Source organism: Halobacillus rhizosphaerae (assembly GCF_046719735.1).
Taxonomy (GTDB): Bacteria; Bacillota; Bacilli; order Bacillales; family Halobacillaceae; genus Halobacillus_B; species Halobacillus_B rhizosphaerae.
Map to the genome: position 1 here is coordinate 63919 of NZ_JAUTWQ010000024.1, position 23350 is coordinate 87268.

Genomic DNA, 23350 nt, shown 5'->3' on the forward strand with positions numbered 1-23350 from the left:
GCTATCGACCAATTTCAGCAATAAGTTAGTGCTGGTTTTCATCTTCACTTTGTAACTCCTCAGCTCTGTCATGAAATTCTTTCTTAGATTGGCCAGTTATATAATCGAATGGTGTGTAAGCAAAAGAAGAATTAATCGGCCTTTTTCTAATGAATTTTTTAAATATGATGATGCCTATAAGGACCGGAACCGTAAATAATAAAATCATTAACCCAAAAACATTTACTATCATATTGGCCTCCTCCCCTTATAAACATCTATTCCACAAAAACACCCCCGCTAAAGCGGGGGCAGGATAATTCTATTCATCATTATTTTTTTCTTCGAGTGCTTCAAGAGCTGAACGCTTCTTTTTCTTTTTCTGCTTATTCCATCTCTTAATATGAATCGTTGGAGACTCATAATCATCCGCTGCCCGGAGATCTCGATTAGATGCTTTCATAAATGACCAGGCAAGGAGGAACATGATAAATATGAGAGGGAATCCGCCTACGATACTTGCTGTCTGTAAGGTATCCAAACCTCCTAGAAACATGAGCACAAGTGGCATCAAACAAAGCGCAAATGCCCAAAACAGACGATTCCATCTTAACGGTTCTCCTTCTACATTTTTCTGTACAACGGAAGCTAAAATATAAGAAGATGAATCAAATGTAGTAGCAAGGAAAATAATCGCCAGAACCGTAAACAACAGAACCATTAATTTAGCTAACGGAAGCTGATTAATGATTTCAATAATCGTTGCCGGTGCTCCATTATCATTCATAAAGCTAACGACATCAAAAGAACCAGTCAGCTGCATATACAGTCCGAAATTCCCCATGATACCAAAGAATAGTACACAACCCAGTGTTCCGTAGATCATCGTTCCAAGTACCATTTGGCGAATCGTCCGTCCTCGGGAAATCCGCGCCACAAATAGTCCTACAAACGGGGCATATACGAGCCACCATGCCCAATAGAAAATAGTCCACGATTCAGGGAAATCTGTCTCCTTAAATTGCTGCAGGTTTCCAAAAGGCTCAAGCCATGTTGCCATTTTGAAAAAGTTATCAGCTAATATGCCCAATCCATTGAACGTTGTTTCACTAATAAATCGTGTTGGTCCAAAAATAAAGATATAAGCAAGAATAAATAAAGCCAGCCATAAGTTAATATCACTCAGTATTTTTATTCCACGCTTTAATCCAGAGTAGGCACTAACGGCAAATATGATCGTACATAACAGCATAATCCCTGCTTTAAGTCCTAAGCTTGATGGTATCCCCGTCAAATCTGTAACCCCTTGAGCGATCATCGGCGTCCCCAGTGCCAAAGTCGTGCCAGCTCCGCCAAGCAGTCCAAACATGAACAATACATCTATAATTGTTCCAAGAGGCCCGTCCACCCAGCCTCCAAGAACTGGACGTACTGCCTCACTGATTTTAAGTACAGGTTTTTTTCGAACATAATAGAAATATGCTATAGGTAAGGCCGGTAATGTATAAATCGCCCAAGCAATGGGTCCCCAGTGGAACATACCATAAGCGGTTGCCCATCTGACCGCATCCTTAGACTCTGGTGTAATTCCAAACGGTGGACCTTGATAGTAATACGCCCACTCAATAACACCCCAGTATAAGATACTTGAACCAATACCCGCCGCAAACAGCATAGCTGCCCAGGAGAAGGTATTAAATTCAGGCTTTTCACCTTCATCGCCAAGTTTAATTTGGCCATTTTTACTAAAAGCTACATACAAGAGAAAAGCAAATACTGATAAACCTAAAATCATGTAGAGCACACCAAAATTACCCGTCAAAAACTCGTTGGCATTTGATACAAACTTTTTTCCTGCATCAGGAAAAAGGACAAGCGGAAGAGTTACTCCAATGAGTAAGATCAGTGCCCCAATAAAAGTTGGCCAGTCTATAATTTTTTTATTATTCACTTGATGTTTTCATCCCTTCTGTATTTAACTTAATACTGCTTATTCTGGTCAATCGCAGCGGGACCATACTTCGGAGGTTTGGATAAAGAGGGGAAACGATTTTGTTCAGTTTTACAAATGGAGTGATAAATGGCTAACTGGCTATGTATATGTCTTACCCTATTAAAAAAAAGATTAACGGTATTTCTGCAAATAATATTGGATGTTGAAATGTCTTGTCGTATATTCTCGAATTATCTAAGAGCATTCATTTGGCGCGCCGCAGCTGTTTTGAGCTATTTACCTGCAGCAGCGCCTGGTTCAAATAAAAAACAACCAAGGAAGAATCATGGGGATCATAATAATTATCGTTACAATTAACCAGGCACTCTGGTTCTTTCCAGATGCCTGCTTTCGGTAAGACATACCCCAGGCAAGTAATAATAAAAGCGTCATGAGAATACTTCTAAGGTGAAGCTGCCCATCTTTATTATTCACAAAAATATATACGCCGCCCTCGACTACAAGCAGCAAACCGACTAAGATATTAAAGATATGAGTGAAATATTTGCTCATCCCATCCACTTCTTTCCTTACTTTTTTTATATTCTTACCCCTATTAATTATATTACACACCGAAACGTTCGAATCATTATGTCCCTAAAACAATAAAAAAGCCAGCATTCAGCTGACTTAATAATTACTTACAAATTGCTTTAAAGAAGATGAAAGGTAATATTTCTGAGAGCCTTTTTTTAAGACTTCCCAGTGATTGGAATAAATTAATACGTCCAGCAAATGATTCTTATTCTCGCTTTTTAATGTTAATCCTCCCTTTACTTCTCCAGTAGACCCAGATTCTTTATCTAAGTTCGTGCATTTCTTTAGTTCTTGTATGACATCCCTGATTTTTTCTTCATCTTCTATGGTATACGTTTTTCTCTTTCCTTCAAAATCTACATAGGTCATCGTTAACGGGCGCTGATAATCACTCCACTCATGAGAAGTGATACGATCCTTGTTAAACGCCATCGGATTAAAGAAATAGCGTTTATTTATATAAAAAACGGATAAACAAATAATAATTATAATTCCAGTTAACAACAGAATCTTTTTTTTCATTTAATAATCACCTCAGTAATCTGCTTACTTGCAGTTGAAACGGTAGAAATAGTTAGTTTTTATGTATAAATTTTATTCATTTTTGATGTTCTATTAGTATATACGAGTCTTTTAGATAAATAGTTTCATAAATATGTAAAAAAATTATATTATACTGGTATGTTAGGAAGGAAAGTGAAATCAATGACTGAATCAATTACCGTCTACTTATTTCAGGAAGAAGGCTATATTCCTAATAACTTTGAATTACCTCTGTTAGTTTATAAAAATGTTCTGCACGGAGACATTGAAACCACCTTCCATCAGAACAATTGGAAAAACAGCTGGCATGGCGGGATATTTAATTTTCACCACTATCATAGTACGGTTCATGAAGCAGTTGGAATTGAAGCTGGGCAGGCCGTGCTGAAGATGGGAGGAGAAAATGGCGTAGAACTGGAAGTGAAGCAAGGTGATCTGTTGGTCATACCCGCAGGAACAGGGCACAAATACTTGGATGGATCAAGTGATTTCCAAGTAGTAGGCGCCTACCCAAATGGAGCAGATTATGATTTAAAAAAAGCGAATTCAGAAGATTTTTCGCAGGCCATCAGCGAAATTAAGCAAGTTCCTTTGCCTGAATTCGATCCAGTCTACAAAAATGACGGACCGGTTTTTGACTACTGGAAAAAATGAGATAGCTGATTATACCCCAGCAAATTTGAAATTTAGAAAAGCGTGGAAACCAGAAAGTTAAGTCTGGAGTCCACGCTTTATTATTTCCATGACATTTATTAAGCTTGTTTCCATACTAAAATACGGTTTTATAGAAACCCGTGGCTGTCCCTTCAAATCCCCAGCTCTTATATATTTCGTGAGTTTTTTTACGTTCATCACGATTACCACTGTTTAACATTAAAGTAGAAGCTCCTTTGGATTTCCCCCATGCTTCTGCCTGTTTCATTAAAGCTCTTCCAATGCCTCTTCCCTGGGCATGCTCCGCAACTGCAAATGCAATAACCCGAACGTGACAGCGATTAGTATGGTAGGCAAAACTATAATTCATGCCAATAAAACCAAGCAGTTTACCCTCCTCTTCCCATACATAGGTCATGTAATCAGGATGGTGATGGATCCGTTCCATTCGCTTTTCCAGCTCATCCTCTGTACTGGGGTATCCTAGAGTTCTTAGTAATCCAGGCATGCGTCTGCTGTCGATCAATTTCATCTTTCGAATCATAAATCATACCCTCCTCCAGAAGTAAAGCCGGTGGGAAACTGGGATCTCCCACCGGCTTAAGTCATCATATTTAACTTTCCGAAGTTCTTTTCTGTTTCATTGTCTAGAGGGAAAGTTTTCTTCTTTGTCAGTCTCCGGGCTATAAACGGTCGAGGGAAGTAATGCGAGCATACCTCCAAGCAGAAGGATCCATCCAATCGACTTAAACAATTTCACTACGTTCCCTCCCTCAAACTTTCGAATTTAATGATTACTTACTCTATCTTTTTTTCTCAATTCAACACGACGAATTTTCCCAGAAGTGGTTTTAGGCAATTCCTTAATGTACTCAATTTTTCTTGGATATTTATAAGGTGCTGTCAGTTCCTTAACATAATCTTGAAGTTTCTTCGTAAGGCTGTCACTAGGTTCATAGCCATCCTGCAAAATGATATACGCTTTTACCACATTTCCGCGGACTTCATCCGGGCTAGCCACAACCGCACACTCTTGAACAGCCGAATGTTTAACGAGAGCATCCTCTACTTCAAATGGCCCAATCGTGTAGCCAGAGCTAATGATAATATCATCACTCCGTCCTTCAAACCAGAAATATCCGTCTTCATCTTTTTTCGCCTGATCCCCTGTTACATAATAGTTGCCTCGATAAGACATCTTTGTTCGTTCTGGATCTTTATAATACTCTCTAAACAATGCAGGTGTATCTAAATGAACTGCAATATCTCCCACTTCATCTGCCTCTACCGGCACACCCATTTCGTCAATAATGTCCACCTGATTACCGGGCGTAGGACGTCCCATCGAACCTGGTCTTACTTCCATGTCCTTCATAATCCCCACAAGCAGCGTATTTTCTGTTTGGCCATAGCCATCACGCACGGTAACATTAAAGCATCTCTGGAATGTATCAATGACCTCACGGTTGAGCGGTTCCCCTGCAGAAACTGCACTATGAAGGTCTGAAAGTTTATAATCCGCTAAGTTATCTACTTTTGCCATCAGCCGATATTCAGTTGGCGTACAACAAAGCACATTCACTTTATGCTCATCCATGAGGGATAAATAGGTTCTTGGATTAAATTTCCCTTGATATACTAACCCTCTTGCTCCAGTTCCCAATACAGAAAGAAACGGGCTCCACACCCATTTCTGCCAGCCCGGGCCTGCTGTAGCCCAGACCGTATCGCCATCTTCAATGGCCAGCCATTTATAGGCAGATGTTTTTAAATGAGCGAATCCCCATCCGTGGGTATGAACGACACCTTTAGGGTTTCCAGTTGTTCCTGAAGTGTAAGACAGGAAGGCCATATCTTCTCTCTTCGTATCTGCCATTTCTAATTGGCTGCTTGCATTCTCCATAAGTGAATCAAGGTCGAGCCAATTTTCTACAGGTCCTCCCACTGTGAAGGTGGTTAGATTATCAATTCCTTTAATCTCTTTAAATTGACCTGTAAAAGGATGGTAGCTGACAATCGCATTCACCTCCCCGTGGGAAATCCGATATTGCAAGTCCTTTTCACGGAGCATTTCTGAGCTTGGGATGACGACTAAGCCTGCTTTTAATGCCGCTAAATACACTTGATAAGCATCAATTAGTCTAGGAATCATTACCAGGACTTTATCTCCTTGCTGTAAGCCTCTCTCTAGAAACACGTTTCCAATTCTATTTGCGTTCTGAATCAGTTTTTCATATGTAATCTCTGATTGATTTCCTGATTCATCTAACCATAGCAGCGCTTTCCGATCTGGATCTTTGGCAAACTTCTCCATTTCCATGACCACGTTGTATTGTTCTGGTGCGATGAGTTCTTCTCTATTCATCTATTAGTTCCTCCTCTATGAAGTGAATGACAGTTCAGTTTACCCAAGCCTATTATATCAAATTTTCTAAATAATTTAAATAATGTCGGGTGATTGTTTCCTATAGGCAATTAAATTGATATTAGTAAATTGACAGACAATTTCATTTCCACTATGATGAATGAAAGACTAAGGAGCGTGGGGCTGTGAAACTAATACATAGAAAGAGGTATATTGTTTTTTTCGCTATTCTTTCTGCCCTAATGCTGTCTGTTTTTACGTTACTTTCCTTCTTTATCCAGGAACTGGATTTTATTTTTGCCGCCATCGCTGCTACTATCCTTCTTAATGGCATACAACTTCTAAAGTTTATGAAAACTAATAAGCAGACCAAAGCGCTGCCTATACAAAAAAGACCGTAAAAACATTACGTTTTTAACGGTCTTTTATTTATAATACTTCCTCAAGCGGGGAATAGGAATCTTCCTCTTCCACTGAGATTTCCCGTATACTTTCTTCAAGCTGCTGATCGATATGCTTATTCAATATGCCTAGGTCTTGACCTTCCAATGCCTCGATGATGAATTCATGTTCTTTACATCTGTTGGCAAGGGATAACCGCCCACCGAACGCCACGTTATAAAGCATAGAGTAAACATAGATCTGATCCAGAATCTTTTCTGTGAAACTGATTAAAAATGGATTGTCCGTCTTCTTAGCAAGAAGCATGTGAAACTGTTTCACAAGATCTAGGTACTCTTTTTTATCATTCGTTTCAAATGCGAACTTCTCCCACTTCACTAATTCCCTTAATTGCTGAAAACCATCTTCCTTCATTTGACCAGTCACGATTTCCAGTGTCATCTTCTCTAAACGAGCCCTCATATGAAATGCCTGTTCTATTTCCTGTGAAGAAGGCTGAACAACAAATGTGCCCCGGTTTGAAATGACCTTTACAAGTCCCTCTTTCTCTAACCAATCCATTGCTTTCCTAATTGGTGTCCGTGAAACTTGTAATTTGTGACTTATTGTTTTTTCGATTAGTTGAGTGCCTGGAGCGATTTTTCTATCAAGAATGGCCACTTTCAAGCGAAAATACACCCGTTCGGCCCTCGAACTTTTTTCTAGAAGCGAAGAGAATGCTGGACCTTTGTGATCCATCATTTCCATAAAAGAAACCACCTCTTTATGCTAATCGTTTAAAGTTCTCACCCAAGATCTCATTCATTGAATGAACGGTAATGAATGCTCTCTCATCTACAGAAGTCATATATTTTTTTAACCGTGTATAATCCTTACGATTTAAAATCGTGGTTATTACTTCTTTATCTTCCTGGTTAAATGCACCTTTAGCGTGGTGAATAGTCGCCCCTCTGCCTAGTTTATGGACGATAAAATCCCTTACTAAATTGCTCTCGCGGCTGATAATGACGATTTCTTTCTTGTGATCAAATTGCTGAAGAGTGTAGTCAATGACTAATCCATTAAGAATGACACCAAAGAAGGCGTACATGCCTACCGTCGGTCCGAAAATAAAGATAGAAGAAGCAGCGATTGCTATATCAGAGAACAATACTCCTTTTCCTACTTCAATAGAGAAGTATTTATTCAAGATCATGGCAATAATATCGGTACCGCCCGTTGAGGCTCCCTGATGGAAAACAATTGCCATTCCTGAAGCCGCAATGATTTGCCCAATAATCAATTGAATTAATAAATCATCACTTAGTGCATGTTCCATTGGGAAAAATGATTCAAGTCCCCAAACCATAACCGACATGGCTAGGCTTGCGTAAATGGTCTTTGCCCCAAAGTGGAATCCTAAGAATATAAACCCGACAATAAATAGAACAATATTCAGCAAGAGCATGATTAACCCCAGTGATAAGTCGGGAAATACTTTATTTAATACGATGGATAAACCACTGACTCCTCCAGTAGCTAGATCGTTTGGTGATAGAAAGAAATGAACATTTACCGCAACACCAAATACGCCGATATTAACGAGTAAGAATGACCAGATTTTTTTAATCATCAGAAAGCCTCCTTTATTAAAAAGTTAAGTTTAATTGATTGATTGAAATTGTAGTACAATCGGGATTATAGAGCCCTCAAACCCTTTTGTAAACAGGTTTGCACGTAAAATTTAAATTTATTTTATGTAACCGTTTCAATGCAAAATATTCATAATATTTGATAGTTTTATAACGAGTTGAGTTTTTACATAGGTATTAGTAAATGTTTGGTTAGAGGATTTCATTTTACAGAATCTGATACGGAAGGTTCGGGAATTCACTTGTATAGCAATGCTATAAATTATATTTATAAACCCGTATTGCCCAATGAAGGCAAAAAAAAAAGACCCCGGCTTTATATGCCAGCATCAGTTAAAATTCTTCGATATCCTACTCTTATAATGAAAAATAAAATACACCAAGATCCCAATGACTGCTCCCAATGTATTTAATAACACATCGTCAATATCAGTCGATCGATCGACAACTCTAATATAAGAAAGTATGAATTGCAGGGTTTCAATCAAACAAGTGACCAGGATCGACACAAGAAAAGCCTGCCACGCTTTACGGACAATACCCAGTCTCAAAATGAGATAGGAAAAAGGAATAAACAACAGAACATTCCCAACAATCTGCTTTACCATGAGTGGAAGCCACACCTGTCGGTTAAAAGTCAGCTGGATCGTTGCAAACGGATGTAAATTCAAATTATATAGGGTGTGCTTTACTTCAAAACTGCCATGAATAACCTGTTCACTAAATACAGGTACATAAGTGACAAACTCATGAAGCACCATCACATAGACCACCCAAATGATGGTGAACACATGATCAGAACGTGTCACCTGCCGTTTCCCCCTGACAAACAGTAAAGCTATCAACCCCGCAGCCAAATAATTCAGCAAAGCTTCTGCTGTATGAAGGGTGAGTAAATCAGTTGTCTGCCAAAAGGTCAGGCACACGGAGCAAATAAGAGGAATGGTCCATAAATTGGTCTTCTGCCATTCAATCAATCCAAGCAAACCCCTTTACCCCTTTAATTGAAGGTGTGGTTCTCATTTCTTTGAATTCTCTTCTTTTGTAAAAACTACTGTAACCAAAGTTCCATGTCCTATCTTACTATTAAAATAGATTTTCCCATTTAAGTCTTCTACCATTTTCTTTGTAACCATAACGCCCAGCCCGGTTCCTTTCTCTTTAGTAGTAAAGAAAGGCTCACCTATTCTGTTTAATTCATCTTCACTAAGACCAGGGCCATTATCACTAACGGATACCGTTAGATTATCGCCGGAATAGTCCGCAGCGATATGGACGCTGCCGCCTTGATCTACTGCTTCAATAGCATTCTTTACTAAGTTCAGCAGAATTTGCTTCAGCCGCTTCGGCTCCGTGTAAAGAAACGTGCCTTCAAGGTCGAAAGAAGAAGACAGCTTAACACCTTTTTCCTCAGCTTCCCCTTCAAGCAAGCGAAGGACATAGGCTATCGCTTGATCCGGCCCGACTTCTTCTAATTGGATAGAAGACTTTGGCTTGGACAGCATCATGAAATCTTGAACGATTGATTCGATACGATTAACTTCATCGAGGATAATTTCCTGATAATTATCACGAAGATCCGGATTTGCTGCTCCTATTTGTAAAAATCCTTTGATTGCCGTTAAAGGGTTCTTAATCTCATGAGCAATTCCAGCGGACATCTGAGTAATCGTAGAGAGCTGTTGAGATTGTTCCTTCAATTCAATAATTTCCTTCAGTTCTGTAATATCTTCATGAATGCCTACCACGTAACGCTTTCCGTTATTTTCCAATGGAAAACCGCGTGTCCTCACCCATTTTATTTTACCTGACGGATGAAGTACCCGGTACTCGAATTTCTGTCTCCCCTTTGTCACAAGGTCCAGATTTTCAAAGAAGGTGTCTTGATCTTCTTTGTGGACACATTTCTTCACAATATCCTGAATATTGGTGACTTCTCTTCTTGCAATACCAAACATGTTTTTAAAAGATGGACTAATATAGTAAACTTCGCCAGTTTCCAGATCCCGGATCCAGATGACGTCCTTAATATGACTTGCCACCATATTAAAACGTTCTTCAGAATCTCTTAGAGCTTCCAGATGCTGTTTATACTGGGTAATATCCTGAGCGAATACCGTAATGCCCTGATCTGTAGGATGAACGGTCATCTTCACGGCACAATTTGTTTGATCAATGAATCCTTCAAATTCCACGGTTGACTGAGTTTCCATTGCTCTTAAAATGTGCTGAAAAAACGAATAATACTGTGAAATCGAATGGATCTCCCATAACTTTTTGTGATGATTCAGCTCAAATGGGATTCCTGTCAATTCTTCCATCTTCGGATTGGCGTAAATTACATCCCACGTGTTATTCAAAAGCGCAATTCCGTGCGGAAACTTGTCCACTAAATTAGACATTCGATACTTTAATTGGGACGTCTTCGGATGGCTCAGGTGCAGCGTCTGCTTTCGGATTCTCGCAGGTAGAGCAGACGATTCCTTCGGCATTTCTTCATGACTTGCTTCTTTTACGCTGCCGTGACGGTAACCCTCAGCGGTCTCTTGATGCATGGAAGTTGGATATTCAATTGGAGTTAAGGTGATAATGATTTGACCATTCGACAAATGAACACCTTTACAGTGCCTGATTACATCTGAGGTTTGATGGGAAAGGTGAACAGATGATTCACGAGACTGCTCTGCCAAGAATCGGTGAAACATCTTATGAAGCTCTGATTGATCGGAAGTACGGAAGGTCGAAATCCACTGTGAGAATGACGTTTCCGCATTTTCTAGTTGAAGGGCTCCCTGCATCTTTTGATTGAGCATCACTAATTGCAGACGCAGATCAACAAGGCATGCTGGTGTACCATTTAAGTTCAATACATCCAAGAATTCTCCACTATGAACTTGGTCAGAATACCTTTCTCTAATCACCAATGTTAAGACCTCTTTCCTTTTTACCGTTCAATATTTTTCCAACACGGTATTATTATAACGCAACTGATCAGATTTTTGAATATTATAAATCGAATTAACTGGCAAAAAAATGAAATGGATAACTTATTTCATAATACGAGCTATTGATTCAGATTATGACTCATTTTGCTGATGCTAGCCTTCTATGCTTCGCCACAGCGTTAAAGAAGCGTAACTCCGAAAGGGTTCCCATCCTTTACTCCATTCCTTCATTTGCTCAATTGATGGCTTCTGATCAAGACTGAAATAAAATTTCAAGGCATTTTGAATTCCAATATCGGCTTTGGGAAGTAAATCCTCTCTTCCCACCCCGAACATTAACCAATTTTCTGCTGTCCAGGCACCAATTCCTCGAATTTTAACTAATTCTTTCATAATTTCTTCATTGGACTGTTTCGAAAGTTCTTCTAAATTAAGATCTCCAGAAGCGATTCGTTTGGAAGTATCGATCACATATTCGGCTTTTCGCTGGCTGAATTGAAGTTCTCTTAACATTTCATAAGGGATTTCTGCTACTTGCTCAGGTGCAGGATAAAACCATACCCCTTTTTCTTCATGACCAAAGTTCTGCACAAATCTTGTACTCAGCGTATGGGCAAATTTCATATTCAACTGCTGATGAATGATCACTTTCATTAGACAATCATACAGATGATAATCCTTTACAATGGGCGTGCCTGGATGGGCGTTAAAAAGCTGTTCAAGATTTGTTCCAAGGAAATGCTCCTGTACCCTTTCTAAATCACGATCCCACTGAAATAGTTCCTGTATATGATCAAGTAATGCCTCACGGTTGTCAACACTATCGCTGGAAACTTCAAACGATGGCTGTGCGGTTGTTCCCTTCCCTGTGACACGAACAACATGGTGATCATTATTTAATTTCACAGGAACATCTACAAACCGCAGTTCCCTGTCAATTCGGCTCAAAGGGTCAAACGTCCAACGAAGTAATGTATAGTCGAAATCATAAAAGCTTTTGGCATGTAACGTTTCTTTCCACAAAAATTTAACCTCCCCAACAAAAAACGACGATTTATAAAAGTCCTTACCCTTAATCATGAAGCTTTATTCGCCAAATTACTACATTAGTATAATAAATGCAGATATTACCAATCTATTCTTAGATAAATAAACCGCCATGAATTCAATCATAGCGGTCCTCAGAAGTGATTTACAGCCCCCAGATGGGGTATGGAAGCAGTTTCTTAACCATTAAATCATTTAAGCTGCCGAAATGGTATCCCTTTTGTTTCAGGTCGATAATTAACCGTTCCAGCGCTTCAGCATTATCACTGGAAACTGTATGCAATAGAATAACCGCCCCAGGGTGAATTTGATCCAGTACGCTGTTGTAGGCATACTCCCAGCCTTTTTGGTTATTGGTTTCCCAATCTTTAAAGGCAATGGACCAGAACGCATGAGTGTAACCAAGTTCATTTGCCCACTTTAAAGTTTGATCGTTAAATGTGCCTCTAGGGGGGCGGACGAATGTCATGACTTCTTGATTCGTTAATTCTTTTACAGCCTTATTTACCTTTTCGAGTTCGGACTCCATTTTTCCTTTGGATATTTTTGTAAAATCAGGGTGGCTCCACGAATGATTCCCGATTAAATGTCCTTCAGAAGCCATACGCTTCAATAAATCCGGGGAACTTTCAATATAATGACCTGTAACAAAAAAAGCTGCGGGCACTTTTTCTTTTTTCAAAATATCGAGAACTTTTCCTGTATATCCATTTTCATAACCATTGTCGAAAGTCAGATAAACCACTTTATCTCCAGAAGGATCTGCATAAAAACCATCGTACTTCTCAATCATAGGACCATATCGTCCTACATCAGGAATCTTGCCATCCTTATTCTTTACATAGCCAAATCCTTCCCCATGAATGGTGCTTGGGAACAGGATCATCCATATAGAAACCATAAACAATAATTTTTTCCACACTTGAACCACTCGCTTTTTTTTATAGTATGTGTGAACCAAAGCGAAATATAGAAAAAGACAGGTGGGAATATTCCCCACCTGTCTTCTATAACATTAAAGCTGCCATCCAGCCAAATAGAAATAACGGGATATTGTAGTGTAAGAATGTTGGTACACATGTATCCCATATGTGATTGTGCCTTCCATCTGCATTAAGACCTGAAGTCGGTCCCAGGGTACTATCAGAGGCAGGTGATCCAGCATCTCCAAGTGCACCTGCCGTCCCAATCAGAGCAGCTGTCGCCATTGGAGAGAACCCTGCACTTACACAAATAGGAACAAAGAGAGCTGCCACTATCGGTACGGTTGCAAAAGAGGAACCAATGCCAATCGTTACAAGTAAACCAACAAGCAATAGGATAAAAGCAATAAGTGCTTGGTTATTTCCCATAAATGCGGAACTTTGCTCAACTAAAGCTGACACTGAATCTGTTTCCGTTAACACATTCGCATATCCTGCAGCTACAAGCATAACAAAGGCGATTGTACCCATCATCGCAATTCCTTCTGTCATGATATTATCGCCAAGCTTAAAGGGAACCACTCGAAATACAAACATTAATAGTAGACCTGCTAATGCTGCAATCACCAGACTTTCCCAATACGCCTGGATAAACAACGTCACAAAAATAGCTAAAATCGTTAGCGCATGCTTCCTGTTAAACGATTGACTCGGAAACCCTTCAGTTTGTTCCTGTTCTTCCTGAAAGAAAGAATCCCCCTTCAGTGGTTTCCGTTTCTTTCTATAAGTAATGAATACAGCAACGAATAAGCCTGCAATCATTCCTGAACCAGGGATTAATAAAGATTGAGCTATGGTTGGCATCGTTACGGAAACCCCATTAGCGGCCATTGCCTTTTGGATGGTTTCATGAAAGATATAACCGAATCCTACAGGAATCATGACATAGGGGGCTTGAAGCCCAAACGTCAAAGCAGATGCCACTGCCCTCCTGTCAAGTTCCATTCGATCAAATAACTTCAGAAGCGGCGGAATTAACAATGGAATAAAGGCAATGTGCACGGGAATGACGTTTTGCGATAAACAAGCCACTCCTGCTATCACTAACACCATTGTGGTACGTCTATCCTTCAGCACACGGAGCAGAAAGCTGACTAGAATCCCTGTGATCCCTGAATAACCAATCGCCACTGCAAATGCTCCAAGCAGAATATAACTGAGAGCGACACTTGCCTGATCTCCCATTCCTTTCACTAGTATATCCAGTGAATCAATTAACGACTCACCATTCATTAAACCTGCTGCCAAACCTGCAGCTAGGATCGCTATAATTACATTCACTCTTAATAAACTTAATATAGTTAAAATAAGTACAGACACAATAACTGCCCACGCCATAATGCGTTCTCCTCTCTCAAATCCTCTAAGATGTTTCGTGCATTAACGATTTACCATGATAAAGTATGGATTTACAAAAATCAACCCTCACACATCATCTTTTATGAGGGTAATCTTTGAAGGATAATTATTTGACATACGGAGAGAGGAATCATGACTGTACAGCACACTTCCTCTAGTGGTTTAAAGGGAGAGGTAGCTGAACATTCCAATAATGATCACAAGCGAACTAATGAGCAGCCATTTGTTTATTCGTTTTACCGGCCTGCCCCCTGCCAGCGCCACAAATGTCATGATTAATGTAAGCATAAAGACGAACCCCACAACCGGGGACAAGTAAAATATCAGAATATCCAAAGCTGCTGCCTCCTCTTACGTGCTTACCTTATAATTAAAGAAAAGGGTTATAAATTCCTTCTAATGGAGATGACTTTACTATCATTAACTCGTAGATCATTGTAAAAAAAAGACGCTGTCAGCGCCTTGCTGCAGCATCAGTCCATCTTACGTTCTAAATCTTCAAGCATTAAAATTAACCGATCTATATCCTCAACAGATGTTTCTTCTGGGTTCATTTGATCAAGTTTGTTCATAAATTCTGATAACCGAGTTTTCAAGTCGGTGAGTTTTTCTTGTTGTGGCATATCTAAGCTCCTTATTAACGATTTGTCCAAGCTTATCATAGTACAGGTTACCCGTTAATGTCTACGTGGTTTTTCAATCTGCTATAATACTTAACGATAGGAGGAATGGGCTAATGGAATTCTCATGGGAAAATATTTTTAACTTTTTTCAAAACAACAATATAATCAGGCTCTTTGTTACGGCCATCCTTATATTTATTGTGGTGATCTTCTTACGCAAGGCACTCCGGTCCTTTTTTGAGAAAACGGACTTTATTACAGAACGGACAGAAAAAACATTGGAGTCTATGATAAACTCCATGATTAGTTATGCAGCAGTCATTAGCTTTATTGTGATTGCTTTAGCCATTTTCGGCATTAACATTGGAAAAATATTAGCTGGCGCAGGAATTATTGGAATTATTATCGGGTTTGGTGCCCAGAGCTTAATTCGAGATTTTTTCTCTGGACTGTTTTTGCTGTATGAGAAACAGCTTCATAAAGGCGATTTCATTACCCTCAACAATACGTTTCACGGAACAGTGGAGGACATTGGACTTCGCTTCTTAAAAATTCGCGAGTGGAGCGGGCGTCTTCTTACGATCAGCAACGGGCAGATTAACACGATTGAGAATTATAACCTCGATCATATGCGGGTGATTGAATCGGTTACCACCAGCTTCAAGGAAGACCCGAAAAAGATATTTTCGATTCTGGAGCAAGCATGTGAGCAGTTAAACGAAGAGCTTGACGGTTATTTAAAGAAAGATTTAACAGACAAGCCGTTCGAACCATTTCAAGTGTACGGAATGTCCTCGCTGAATGATCATTACCGAGGCTATCAATATACGGTCACAGGGCTCGTCGAGGATCTAGTTTATTGGACGGCAGCAAAAGAAACGCGCCGAATTCTCGCCCAGGCAATGTATGATCATAGCATTGCGATGGCAGAACAGCGCGTCGAGTTCCAGTCTTATTCCTCTGAGGAGGAATAAGACTATTTTAATTCAAATGAAAAGCTAAGGTGGTCTTGAATTGGAATCCAGGCTCCAATTCCCTGTCTGGTTACATTTTTAACGACCAAATATTTCTTAGAGCCCTTTAATTTAATATAAACATCCCCGAAGGTTACGTCTCCCTTTTCATTTACTGCGGGAGCATAAGCATGAAGAATCGCACTTTTATTAACCGGAACACCATAGGTATTATTCTGTTTTGTTCCACTTCCCACCACGGTGTGAAAAGACAAAGGTAATTTCGTATTCTTCTGCGCTTCCAGTAATATTAACTTTTTCATTTGTTCACTATGACTGATTTTGGCGGTTAAACCACCTTTAATGTGTTTTTCTTCTTTCTGTACATAGCTGATTTTCTCGTTTACGTCACTGCCATGATTATCCAGTTGATTGCGATTGATTTCCTGGTACTCCCAGTTAATGTTTGTTTCCTTTGACTGATAAGATAACGGCCATCTTCCTAAAAAGATCTCTGCTCTGTAGCCAATAGCTAAAGGTGAAGGCTTTAACGTAGTTTCGTTAAGCATGCCTATCAACTGAGGATTGGAAATACGGATATCCGTTTCTTTCATTAAGTCTTTCGTTAACTTCTCTGCCTCCAGAACCTGTTGATCATCTGTAGAGTTTGGAAACGTGTTGTCTTTAGATATATTTAAAACATGATTTGGTATTGAGGTGTCCTTTTGATTTACTTTATCTTTAGCCGATATCGTATCGGTACCGAATAATGTAAGAAAACCAATAAGAACGATTAGTCCCAGCCATTTAACTTTCATATGTTGGGCCACCTTTCTTTTTTCTTATTTTGTGAAAGATGTCCCCGGCCTATTCAATAAATATTTAAGAGAGCATGCGCTTCATTGCTTTCTGTGCCCGGTGATCAAAGAAATGAATAGCAGGACCTATACCAAGAAGAATGATAAAAGTTCCGACTCCGATCGGCCCGCCTAGTGTAAAGGCAAAGATAAACGCAAAGGTTTCCGTTAGGGTCTTGGCAGCGGTTAAGCTTAGACCGAAGCGTTTCTGTAAGGCCACCATAAACCCATCCACTGGATTAATGGAAAATTGCGGCTGAATATAAAGAGAAACTCCGAAGGCAATAACCAGAATGCCCGCCAGTAATAGGACGAGCTGAGCTATCCAGCTGTTCATGGACATTTCAGCAAAGGCAGACATCCAAAAGTCAATCATTTTTCCTAGTACCAGGATCGTTAAAACGGCTAACAGGTCTGGTCTGCTTTTTGAGATGAGAGCATTGGAAATAATTAACACCGCTCCGATAATGATGACCCATGTACCTACCGTTAAACCAAAAGATTCGGTTAATCCCACATTTAAAGCATCCCACGCTCCGGCACCAAGGTCCGCCTTAATCGTTAAGGTGACTCCAAGTGAAATAGTTACCAAACCAATTATGTAAAAAAACAATTTAATGAGTAAATTTTTCAATAATAGCTTCCTCCTATAGAAAAAAGGAGCTCTTATCCAGAATTTTGAATAAGGCTCCTATTAGTTTACTTGCTTAGCTCTATACACTCAAGGGTTTCTTCAACTTCTATACTGTCTTGAACAGATTGAACCATGGAACAATTGCTGCGTGACACGTCAAGGTTCTTTAACAGTTTATCGGGGTTTAAATGGTACCCTTTAACCACATAATGAAGTCTGATCTTTTCAATTCGATTAGCTTTATCTGGATTCCGATCGATGTCCGCTGTTACTTTAAGATCCTCGATTTTCACCCGTTGTTTATTGAGAATCTTCCGAAAGACTCCGATACTGCAGCCTGCTATTGAGGCAACCATCAGCTGATAAGGACGAAAGCCTTCATTCTCGTCTCCTGAAATGTTTAATTGGCCATACTCAAATGACGTTCGAACCCCATTCTCCTTCAAATAAAAATCCACGATGATCCTCTCCTTCTGTATGTCTGTTTACTACTATAATAACCGTTTTCGAGTAAGGAATAACCTGCCCAATGAGAAAGACTTGCCCCCACTCTCTACTTTCGTTACGATATGAAAGATGTTAATCGTTCGGAAAGGGGGATTCCATGGTTTCCTCAAAAACACGTTTTCGCATTCTTATCAGCCTTGTCACCATATCCGGGTTTTCCCAAGGGATGCTGCTCCCTTTACTCGCAGTTATTCTGGAAGAAAACGGAATATCTTCCGCCATTAATGGCCTACATGCAACTGGCCTGTATATCGGCATACTGATATCTTCTCCATTTATGGAAAAACCACTAAAAAAACTAGGCTATAAACCAGTGATTATGATTGGGGGTGCCCTCGTCTTTCTATCACTGGCCTTATTCCCATTTTGGCAGGCACTCTGGTTCTGGTTCATGCTGAGGGTCACTATAGGAATTGGTGATCAAATTCTCCATTTCGGCACTCAAACTTGGATTACAGCCACTTCTGCCAACCAATCACGTGGGAAAAACATCGCCTATTATGGATTGTTTTTCAGTTTAGGATTTACTTTAGGTCCATTGATGACCAACCTGCTCTCTTTAAGTGTTTATGCACCGTTTCTATTATCCGCTGGATTGAGTCTAATAGTGTGGCTTGGGATGCTGTGGGTCCAGAATGAAACACCTGAGGATGACGCTACCACAAGCTATGGCACCAGTTCAATAAAAAGGTTCGGTAAAGCCCTTCGACTTGGATGGACAGCCTTTCTGCCTCCGCTTGCTTATGGCTTTCTTGAAGCGACCTTACACGGAATTTTCCCTGTTTATGGCATGCGTATCGGCCACGATGTAAACACGTTAACTTTCATTATTCCTTGTTTTGCAGGAGCAAGCCTGCTGTCCCAAATTCCGCTAGGCAGTCTGAGCGACCATGTTGGAAGAAAGAAAGTCATTATCGCAGCCCTCTCTGGGGGGATTGCGTCGTTTCTTTTGGCCGCTATTTTCGAACATTCGGCGATTTGGTTGTTTGCTGCTTTTTCCTTAGCAGGGCTATTTGCAGGATCACTTTTCTCACTTGGAATCTCGTTCATGACCGATTTGCTGCCACGAGAATTGCTTCCTGCTGGGAATATTTTGTGCGGGATGGCATTCAGTCTAGGCAGCATAGCCGGCCCGTTCTTATCCGGAGCCTTGCTCGATTGGATGCCTGATGTATCTTTCTTTGCCATTATTGTAGCTCTTCTCTTTACCGTCTTGATGTGCACCCTATTTACTAGGGACCCAAAATCCTATGATCTTTCTCATCAAGAAACGTGAATGAAATTATTTCCTTTTCCCCTGCTTTGCGAGCTTTTCAAGAGGTCAAAGACCCGTCCGCGATAGGTGGAGCAAGGAGAATGAGTGCCATTGGAATCGCAAAACACAAAAAACCCGAACTTTAAGTTCGGGTTTTATAGCGAGAAAATTTCAAGGGACTACCCTGCATTTATTCAGCTAGGGCTTGTTTTAATACGTCGATATTATGTTCCATAAGTGTAAAATAATCCTCATGATTTTGTATATTCTCTTCGGTCAGCACAGAAAGGTTATGAAGTCGCAGTGATTTGGCTCCGATTTCGTCTTTTACGACTTTCGACACTTTCGGGGTCACATTTTGTTCAAATAATACATAACGCAAATCATCTTGTTTCGCCTTCTCTACAATAGCTTCTACTTCTTTCTGAGAAGGTTCATTTGTGGGGCTGAGCCCTGAGACCGAGATTTGGTGAATGCCGTATTCTTGCTCCCAATAGTCATAAGCCGCATGAGAGACAATAATTTCATTCTTCGGCTGATTTTCCAGCTGTTGAAAATCTTTATCAAGGTCGAGTAATTGCTGCCTTAGAACTGAATAATTGTGATTGAATTCTTCTTTGGCGTCCGGATTCAATTCCACCAGCATGTTTTTAATATTATCTGCCATCTTGATCGCCCGGTTTGGATCCAGCCAGACATGCGGGTTGGCATCGCCATGATGATGGTCTTCCTCAGCATCTTGGTGATTTTCCTCGCTGCCCTTAAGCAGCTTCACTCCCTGAGACGCCTCAAGTATGGTCACTCCTTCTGGTTTAATGGCGTTTGATATACTTTCAGCATAGCTTTCCAATCCGGCACCATTGTAAATAAAGGCATCCGCTTCTGCCATATCTACCATTTCTCTCGTTGTGGGCTCATATGTATGAGCACTCGATCCTGCCGGGATGATTGAGCTGACGTTTGCATAGTCCCCCGCGATTCGTTTTGTAAAATATTCCAAAGGGTAAAGAGTGGTCTTAATCGTCAGAACATCTTTGTTCTTCTTTACGTTCGCCGCATTCTCCTTGGATCCACAGCCAGCGGTCACTATAATCATTATTAATAGTAAAGCAATCCCCAAATATCGTCGCATGTACGTCTTATCCTTTCCTGTCTTTTAAGTAAATAATGATCTCAAACCATCTTCATTATTGAATAGTAATCATTACGCCTTCTAACCAAAGAATGACCTGTGGCTCGTAGCCACAGGTTAGCTGCACTCCGGACATTTTCCATAAATTTCAAATTTATGATTCTCAATCTGGCAGCCCGGAAGGCTCTCATTCATCCTTTCCATTGGACAAAAATGAATGGATTTTGTCTTGCCGCAATCGGTACAAATGAAATGGTGATGATGACCATGGGTATCACAGCTCAGGCGAAAATGTTTCTCTCCCCCAAGTTCTGTGGCTTCAAGAATTTCCTCTTCGCTCAGAAGATATAAGTTTCGATAAATAGTATCATAACTGACTCCAGGAAAATCTGCCTGAATCTCCTTAAGTATGACCTTTGCTGCAATATATTGATCTTGAGCAACAAAGATTTCAAGAATCTTCTCCCGCTGCTTCGTACGTTTATATCCTTTTTCCTTTAACTTATTAAAGGCAGCCTCTAATTTCATACTATTTCACCCTTTGTCCATTGTTGAGCTTTTACTTTTTTATAAATCATAGAAAAAACAAGAATCAAAATCGCTGTCATTACAATGGTGCCGCCTGGAGGAACACTTAGATAATAAGAAGAAATCAGACCTAATATGACTGAAGTTTCTCCAAACACGATAGATAAACCAATCGTTTGTTTAAAACTATGCGCCAGTCGAAGTGAAGAAGCAACTGGAAGCGTCATTAATGCAGAGACTAACAGAATACCCACTACCTGCATAGAGGCAGCAATGACGATTGCCACCATGACTATAAATAAAAGATGGATAAACCTGCCGTTAACCCCTGAGATGGAAGCATGCTCCTCGTCAAAAGAAAGCACGAACAATTCTTTATAAAAAAGAAGAACAATGAGGGCTACTAAAATCGTCACCACTAAGACCGTCCACATATTTGTCCGACTGACCGCTGTTACGCTTCCAAATAAATAACTGAATAAATCCGTATTAAAGCCGTCTGCTAAAGAAATCAGGATTACCCCGAGGCCGATGCCTCCAGATAAAATAATCGGTATCGCTAGTTCCTCATAATGTTTGTAAACTTTGCGAAGCCGTTCAATTAAAACTGCCCCGGCAACGGAAAACACCATCCCCATATAAACTGGGTTCCAATCATTAATGGATGGCACCTTCTTTTCAAGCAGCAAACTTGCAGCAATCCCTGTCAGCGTAATATGCGATAAAGCGTCCGCAATAAGTGAGAGTCGTCGTACTACAATAAATACTCCCAGCAAAGGAGCAACGATACCAATCAGCATGCCGGTAATGGCTGCATTCTGCAGAAATTGATAATGAAAAAAGCTTTCAATCATAAGTGATTCACCTCATCGTGGTGATGATTATGAGTGAGTGCTTGGACCGAATGACCATAGAGATGATTTAAATCTTCTTCACTAAATTCTTTATAGTCTTTAGACTCCCCATGAAAGTGAATCGTTTTATTCATACAGACGACATGAGTCGCATGCTCGGTAATGGTGCCAATATCATGCGTGACCATCAATAAGGAAATCCCCTGCTCTTTGTTGAGTTTCCTCAAGAGTTCATAAAAATCTGAAACGTGCTTTTCGTCCACTCCGACGGTAGGTTCATCCAGAATAAGCAGTTTAGGATCGCTCACTAAAGCACGCGCAATGAAAATCCGCTGCTGTTGGCCGCCCGATAATTCTCCGATCGTAGCATGTGCGTATTCTTCCATTTCGACTAAACGCAAGGCATCTTGAGCTTTTTGTTTGTGTTGATGATTGAAAAAGCGAAACGCACCAACTCTTGAAACCAGTCCGCTTTGAACTACTTCAAGTACACTTGCTGGAAAACCGGAATTGAAACTGTTTGCTTTCTGGGAGACAAAGCCGATTTCCTTCCAGTCGTTAAATGTTTTCATTCGCTGATTAAATAACTTTATTTCTCCTTGATCTGGTTTAAGCAATCCCAGCATGAGTTTAATCAATGTAGACTTCCCCGACCCATTAGGTCCGACCAGACCTAGAAATTGACCGGAAGTTATTGCTAAATCTACGTCTTTGACTACCCATTCTTTTTCATATTTAAATGATACATGGTTAAGAGTTACAATGTTGTTTGAGTTCATGGTCTAACCTCGCTAAATAATAATCATTACGAATTAAAGTATAAGACTTGTTGTTATAGATGTAAAGGATTCTAATACTATTGCCTGTGTTTCCATTACATTTATATCCAATAAAGATCCCGATTCATGAAGGGCTCAGGTTCGAGACACTTCAGGTTCGTTGCCATAACAAGACTGGGGTTGGATGGGTAATAACTCGCTTTCCTGCGGGGGAATTGGCCAGCCTCCTCAGTCGTTATCACTCCTTGTGGGTCTCGCCTAGCTCCTTCTCCCGCGGGAGACTCACTATTTCCCATCCACCCCCTTTGATATAAAGTGAACGGACATTTTTAACCGAAGGAAATTCGTCGCTCTGCCTTTCTACTTCCTATTAAATCGGAAAAATCAGCTGCAATAAATGCTTTACATCCTCCTCTTAATTTCGAGAGCCACAATATAGCAAGGGGGCGGAGGGAACGGGGAGACTCCTGAGGGAGAAGCATGACAGGTGAGACTCCGGAAGACGAAGTCTGAGTAGGATCAGCGCATGCCCGCGGAAAGTGTTCAAATGTGGAATCGCCCTGGTAGACACGACCAGCATAAGCCGACCATCAAAAGGAAGGCGATTTTCCCTTCCGTTGATGAGCGGCTTATGTCTCGAGTGTCTGGGCGATGGAACTAGAGGAGTCGTTCCCCGCAGTCCTACAATCTCAACAAAAGTCTCGAAATCGAGTTTTCCGCAATCCTGCCCTTTCGTATTATAAGGTCATCCAGTGATTTCTGGTTGACCTATTTTTTATAGGTTATTATT

Annotated in this window: 26 protein-coding genes; 4 read left to right on the forward strand and 22 right to left on the reverse strand. The window is 40.3% G+C overall.

Features of this window, described 5'->3' with window-relative positions:
- Positions 1–25: 25 nt before the first annotated feature.
- The 4 genes from Q7A53_RS18950 to Q7A53_RS18965 form a co-directional block, all read right to left on the reverse strand.
- Positions 26–232 (reverse strand): DUF3951 domain-containing protein, encoded by a 207-nt coding sequence (locus tag Q7A53_RS18950; RefSeq protein ID WP_411790774.1) that lies wholly within the window; start codon positions 230–232, stop codon positions 26–28.
- A gap of 69 nt (positions 233–301) precedes the next feature.
- Positions 302–1930, reverse strand: a complete 1629-nt coding sequence (locus Q7A53_RS18955; RefSeq protein ID WP_411790775.1) for a BCCT family transporter — start codon at positions 1928–1930, stop codon at positions 302–304.
- Positions 1931–2230: 300 nt separating this feature from the next.
- Positions 2231–2485: a hypothetical protein gene (locus Q7A53_RS18960; RefSeq protein WP_411790776.1), complete on the reverse strand. Its 255-nt coding sequence runs from the start codon at positions 2483–2485 to the stop codon at positions 2231–2233.
- Between the two features lie 117 nt (positions 2486–2602).
- Positions 2603–3031, reverse strand: coding sequence for a hypothetical protein (locus Q7A53_RS18965; RefSeq protein ID WP_411790777.1), 429 nt, complete (start codon positions 3029–3031; stop codon positions 2603–2605).
- Between the two features lie 183 nt (positions 3032–3214).
- Here Q7A53_RS18965 and Q7A53_RS18970 point away from each other — a divergent pair, with 183 nt between their 5' ends.
- On the forward strand, positions 3215–3706 hold the full coding sequence (locus Q7A53_RS18970) for a cupin domain-containing protein (protein WP_411790778.1): 492 nt from the start codon (positions 3215–3217) through the stop codon (positions 3704–3706).
- Between the two features lie 115 nt (positions 3707–3821).
- Here Q7A53_RS18970 and Q7A53_RS18975 read toward each other — a convergent pair whose 3' ends face one another.
- Together Q7A53_RS18975 and mbcS are read right to left on the reverse strand one after the other, a co-directional pair.
- Positions 3822–4250 (reverse strand): GNAT family N-acetyltransferase, encoded by a 429-nt coding sequence (locus tag Q7A53_RS18975; RefSeq protein ID WP_411790779.1) that lies wholly within the window; start codon positions 4248–4250, stop codon positions 3822–3824.
- 243 nt (positions 4251–4493) lie between these two features.
- Positions 4494–6071: an acyl-CoA synthetase MbcS gene (mbcS, locus tag Q7A53_RS18980; protein WP_411790780.1), complete on the reverse strand. Its 1578-nt coding sequence runs from the start codon at positions 6069–6071 to the stop codon at positions 4494–4496.
- Positions 6072–6256: 185 nt separating this feature from the next.
- Between mbcS and Q7A53_RS18985 the strand changes: the two genes are divergently transcribed.
- A complete protein-coding gene (locus Q7A53_RS18985; protein ID WP_411790781.1) occupies positions 6257–6472 on the forward strand; it encodes a hypothetical protein in 216 nt (71 codons plus the stop codon).
- 28 nt (positions 6473–6500) lie between these two features.
- On the opposite strand, the gene Q7A53_RS18990 is transcribed toward Q7A53_RS18985, so the two are convergent.
- The 9 genes from Q7A53_RS18990 to Q7A53_RS19030 form a co-directional block, all read right to left on the reverse strand.
- Complete coding sequence (locus Q7A53_RS18990) at positions 6501–7220, reverse strand: GntR family transcriptional regulator (RefSeq protein WP_411790782.1); 720 nt, start codon at positions 7218–7220, stop codon at positions 6501–6503.
- 16 nt (positions 7221–7236) lie between these two features.
- A complete protein-coding gene (locus Q7A53_RS18995) occupies positions 7237–8085 on the reverse strand; it encodes a YitT family protein (protein ID WP_411790783.1) in 849 nt (282 codons plus the stop codon).
- A 348-nt stretch (positions 8086–8433) separates the two neighbouring features.
- On the reverse strand, positions 8434–9090 hold the full coding sequence (locus Q7A53_RS19000; protein WP_411790784.1) for a VanZ family protein: 657 nt from the start codon (positions 9088–9090) through the stop codon (positions 8434–8436).
- Positions 9091–9123: 33 nt separating this feature from the next.
- Complete coding sequence (locus tag Q7A53_RS19005) at positions 9124–11025, reverse strand: ATP-binding protein (protein ID WP_411790799.1); 1902 nt, start codon at positions 11023–11025, stop codon at positions 9124–9126.
- A gap of 177 nt (positions 11026–11202) precedes the next feature.
- Positions 11203–12072, reverse strand: a complete 870-nt coding sequence (locus tag Q7A53_RS19010; RefSeq protein ID WP_411790785.1) for a DNA-3-methyladenine glycosylase family protein — start codon at positions 12070–12072, stop codon at positions 11203–11205.
- Between the two features lie 169 nt (positions 12073–12241).
- Entirely contained in the window at positions 12242–13018 is a 777-nt protein-coding gene (gene pdaA / locus Q7A53_RS19015; RefSeq protein WP_411790786.1) for a delta-lactam-biosynthetic de-N-acetylase, read from the reverse strand.
- Between the two features lie 85 nt (positions 13019–13103).
- Positions 13104–14417, reverse strand: coding sequence for a Na+/H+ antiporter family protein (locus tag Q7A53_RS19020; RefSeq protein WP_411790787.1), 1314 nt, complete (start codon positions 14415–14417; stop codon positions 13104–13106).
- A gap of 183 nt (positions 14418–14600) precedes the next feature.
- Positions 14601–14774, reverse strand: coding sequence for a hypothetical protein (locus tag Q7A53_RS19025; RefSeq protein WP_411790788.1), 174 nt, complete (start codon positions 14772–14774; stop codon positions 14601–14603).
- Positions 14775–14911: 137 nt separating this feature from the next.
- Positions 14912–15061: an SE1561 family protein gene (locus tag Q7A53_RS19030; RefSeq protein ID WP_411790789.1), complete on the reverse strand. Its 150-nt coding sequence runs from the start codon at positions 15059–15061 to the stop codon at positions 14912–14914.
- Positions 15062–15174: 113 nt separating this feature from the next.
- Here Q7A53_RS19030 and Q7A53_RS19035 point away from each other — a divergent pair, with 113 nt between their 5' ends.
- Positions 15175–16035, forward strand: coding sequence for a mechanosensitive ion channel family protein (locus Q7A53_RS19035; RefSeq protein WP_411790790.1), 861 nt, complete (start codon positions 15175–15177; stop codon positions 16033–16035).
- Positions 16036–16037: 2 nt separating this feature from the next.
- On the opposite strand, the gene Q7A53_RS19040 is transcribed toward Q7A53_RS19035, so the two are convergent.
- From Q7A53_RS19040 to Q7A53_RS19050, 3 genes are all read right to left on the reverse strand, one after another.
- Positions 16038–16832: a YfkD family protein gene (locus tag Q7A53_RS19040; protein ID WP_411790791.1), complete on the reverse strand. Its 795-nt coding sequence runs from the start codon at positions 16830–16832 to the stop codon at positions 16038–16040.
- A gap of 64 nt (positions 16833–16896) precedes the next feature.
- A complete protein-coding gene (locus Q7A53_RS19045; protein ID WP_411790792.1) occupies positions 16897–17505 on the reverse strand; it encodes a YczE/YyaS/YitT family protein in 609 nt (202 codons plus the stop codon).
- A gap of 65 nt (positions 17506–17570) precedes the next feature.
- A complete protein-coding gene (locus tag Q7A53_RS19050; RefSeq protein WP_411790793.1) occupies positions 17571–17963 on the reverse strand; it encodes an OsmC family protein in 393 nt (130 codons plus the stop codon).
- A 146-nt stretch (positions 17964–18109) separates the two neighbouring features.
- Between Q7A53_RS19050 and Q7A53_RS19055 the strand changes: the two genes are divergently transcribed.
- Positions 18110–19288 carry an MFS transporter gene (locus Q7A53_RS19055; protein WP_411790794.1) on the forward strand — a complete coding sequence of 393 codons (1179 nt, stop codon included), beginning with the start codon at positions 18110–18112 and terminating at the stop codon, positions 19286–19288.
- A gap of 169 nt (positions 19289–19457) precedes the next feature.
- On the opposite strand, the gene Q7A53_RS19060 is transcribed toward Q7A53_RS19055, so the two are convergent.
- From Q7A53_RS19060 to Q7A53_RS19075, 4 genes are all read right to left on the reverse strand, one after another.
- On the reverse strand, positions 19458–20399 hold the full coding sequence (locus tag Q7A53_RS19060; RefSeq protein ID WP_411790795.1) for a metal ABC transporter solute-binding protein, Zn/Mn family: 942 nt from the start codon (positions 20397–20399) through the stop codon (positions 19458–19460).
- Positions 20400–20516: 117 nt separating this feature from the next.
- Positions 20517–20927 carry a Fur family transcriptional regulator gene (locus tag Q7A53_RS19065; protein WP_411790796.1) on the reverse strand — a complete coding sequence of 137 codons (411 nt, stop codon included), beginning with the start codon at positions 20925–20927 and terminating at the stop codon, positions 20517–20519.
- Positions 20924–21781 (reverse strand): metal ABC transporter permease, encoded by an 858-nt coding sequence (locus tag Q7A53_RS19070; RefSeq protein WP_411790797.1) that lies wholly within the window; start codon positions 21779–21781, stop codon positions 20924–20926. Before Q7A53_RS19070 ends, Q7A53_RS19065 begins: the two co-directional genes overlap by 4 nt.
- Positions 21778–22560 (reverse strand): metal ABC transporter ATP-binding protein, encoded by a 783-nt coding sequence (locus tag Q7A53_RS19075; protein ID WP_411790798.1) that lies wholly within the window; start codon positions 22558–22560, stop codon positions 21778–21780. The genes Q7A53_RS19070 and Q7A53_RS19075 overlap by 4 nt, the downstream gene beginning before the upstream one ends.
- Between the last annotated feature and the right edge of the window lie 790 nt (positions 22561–23350).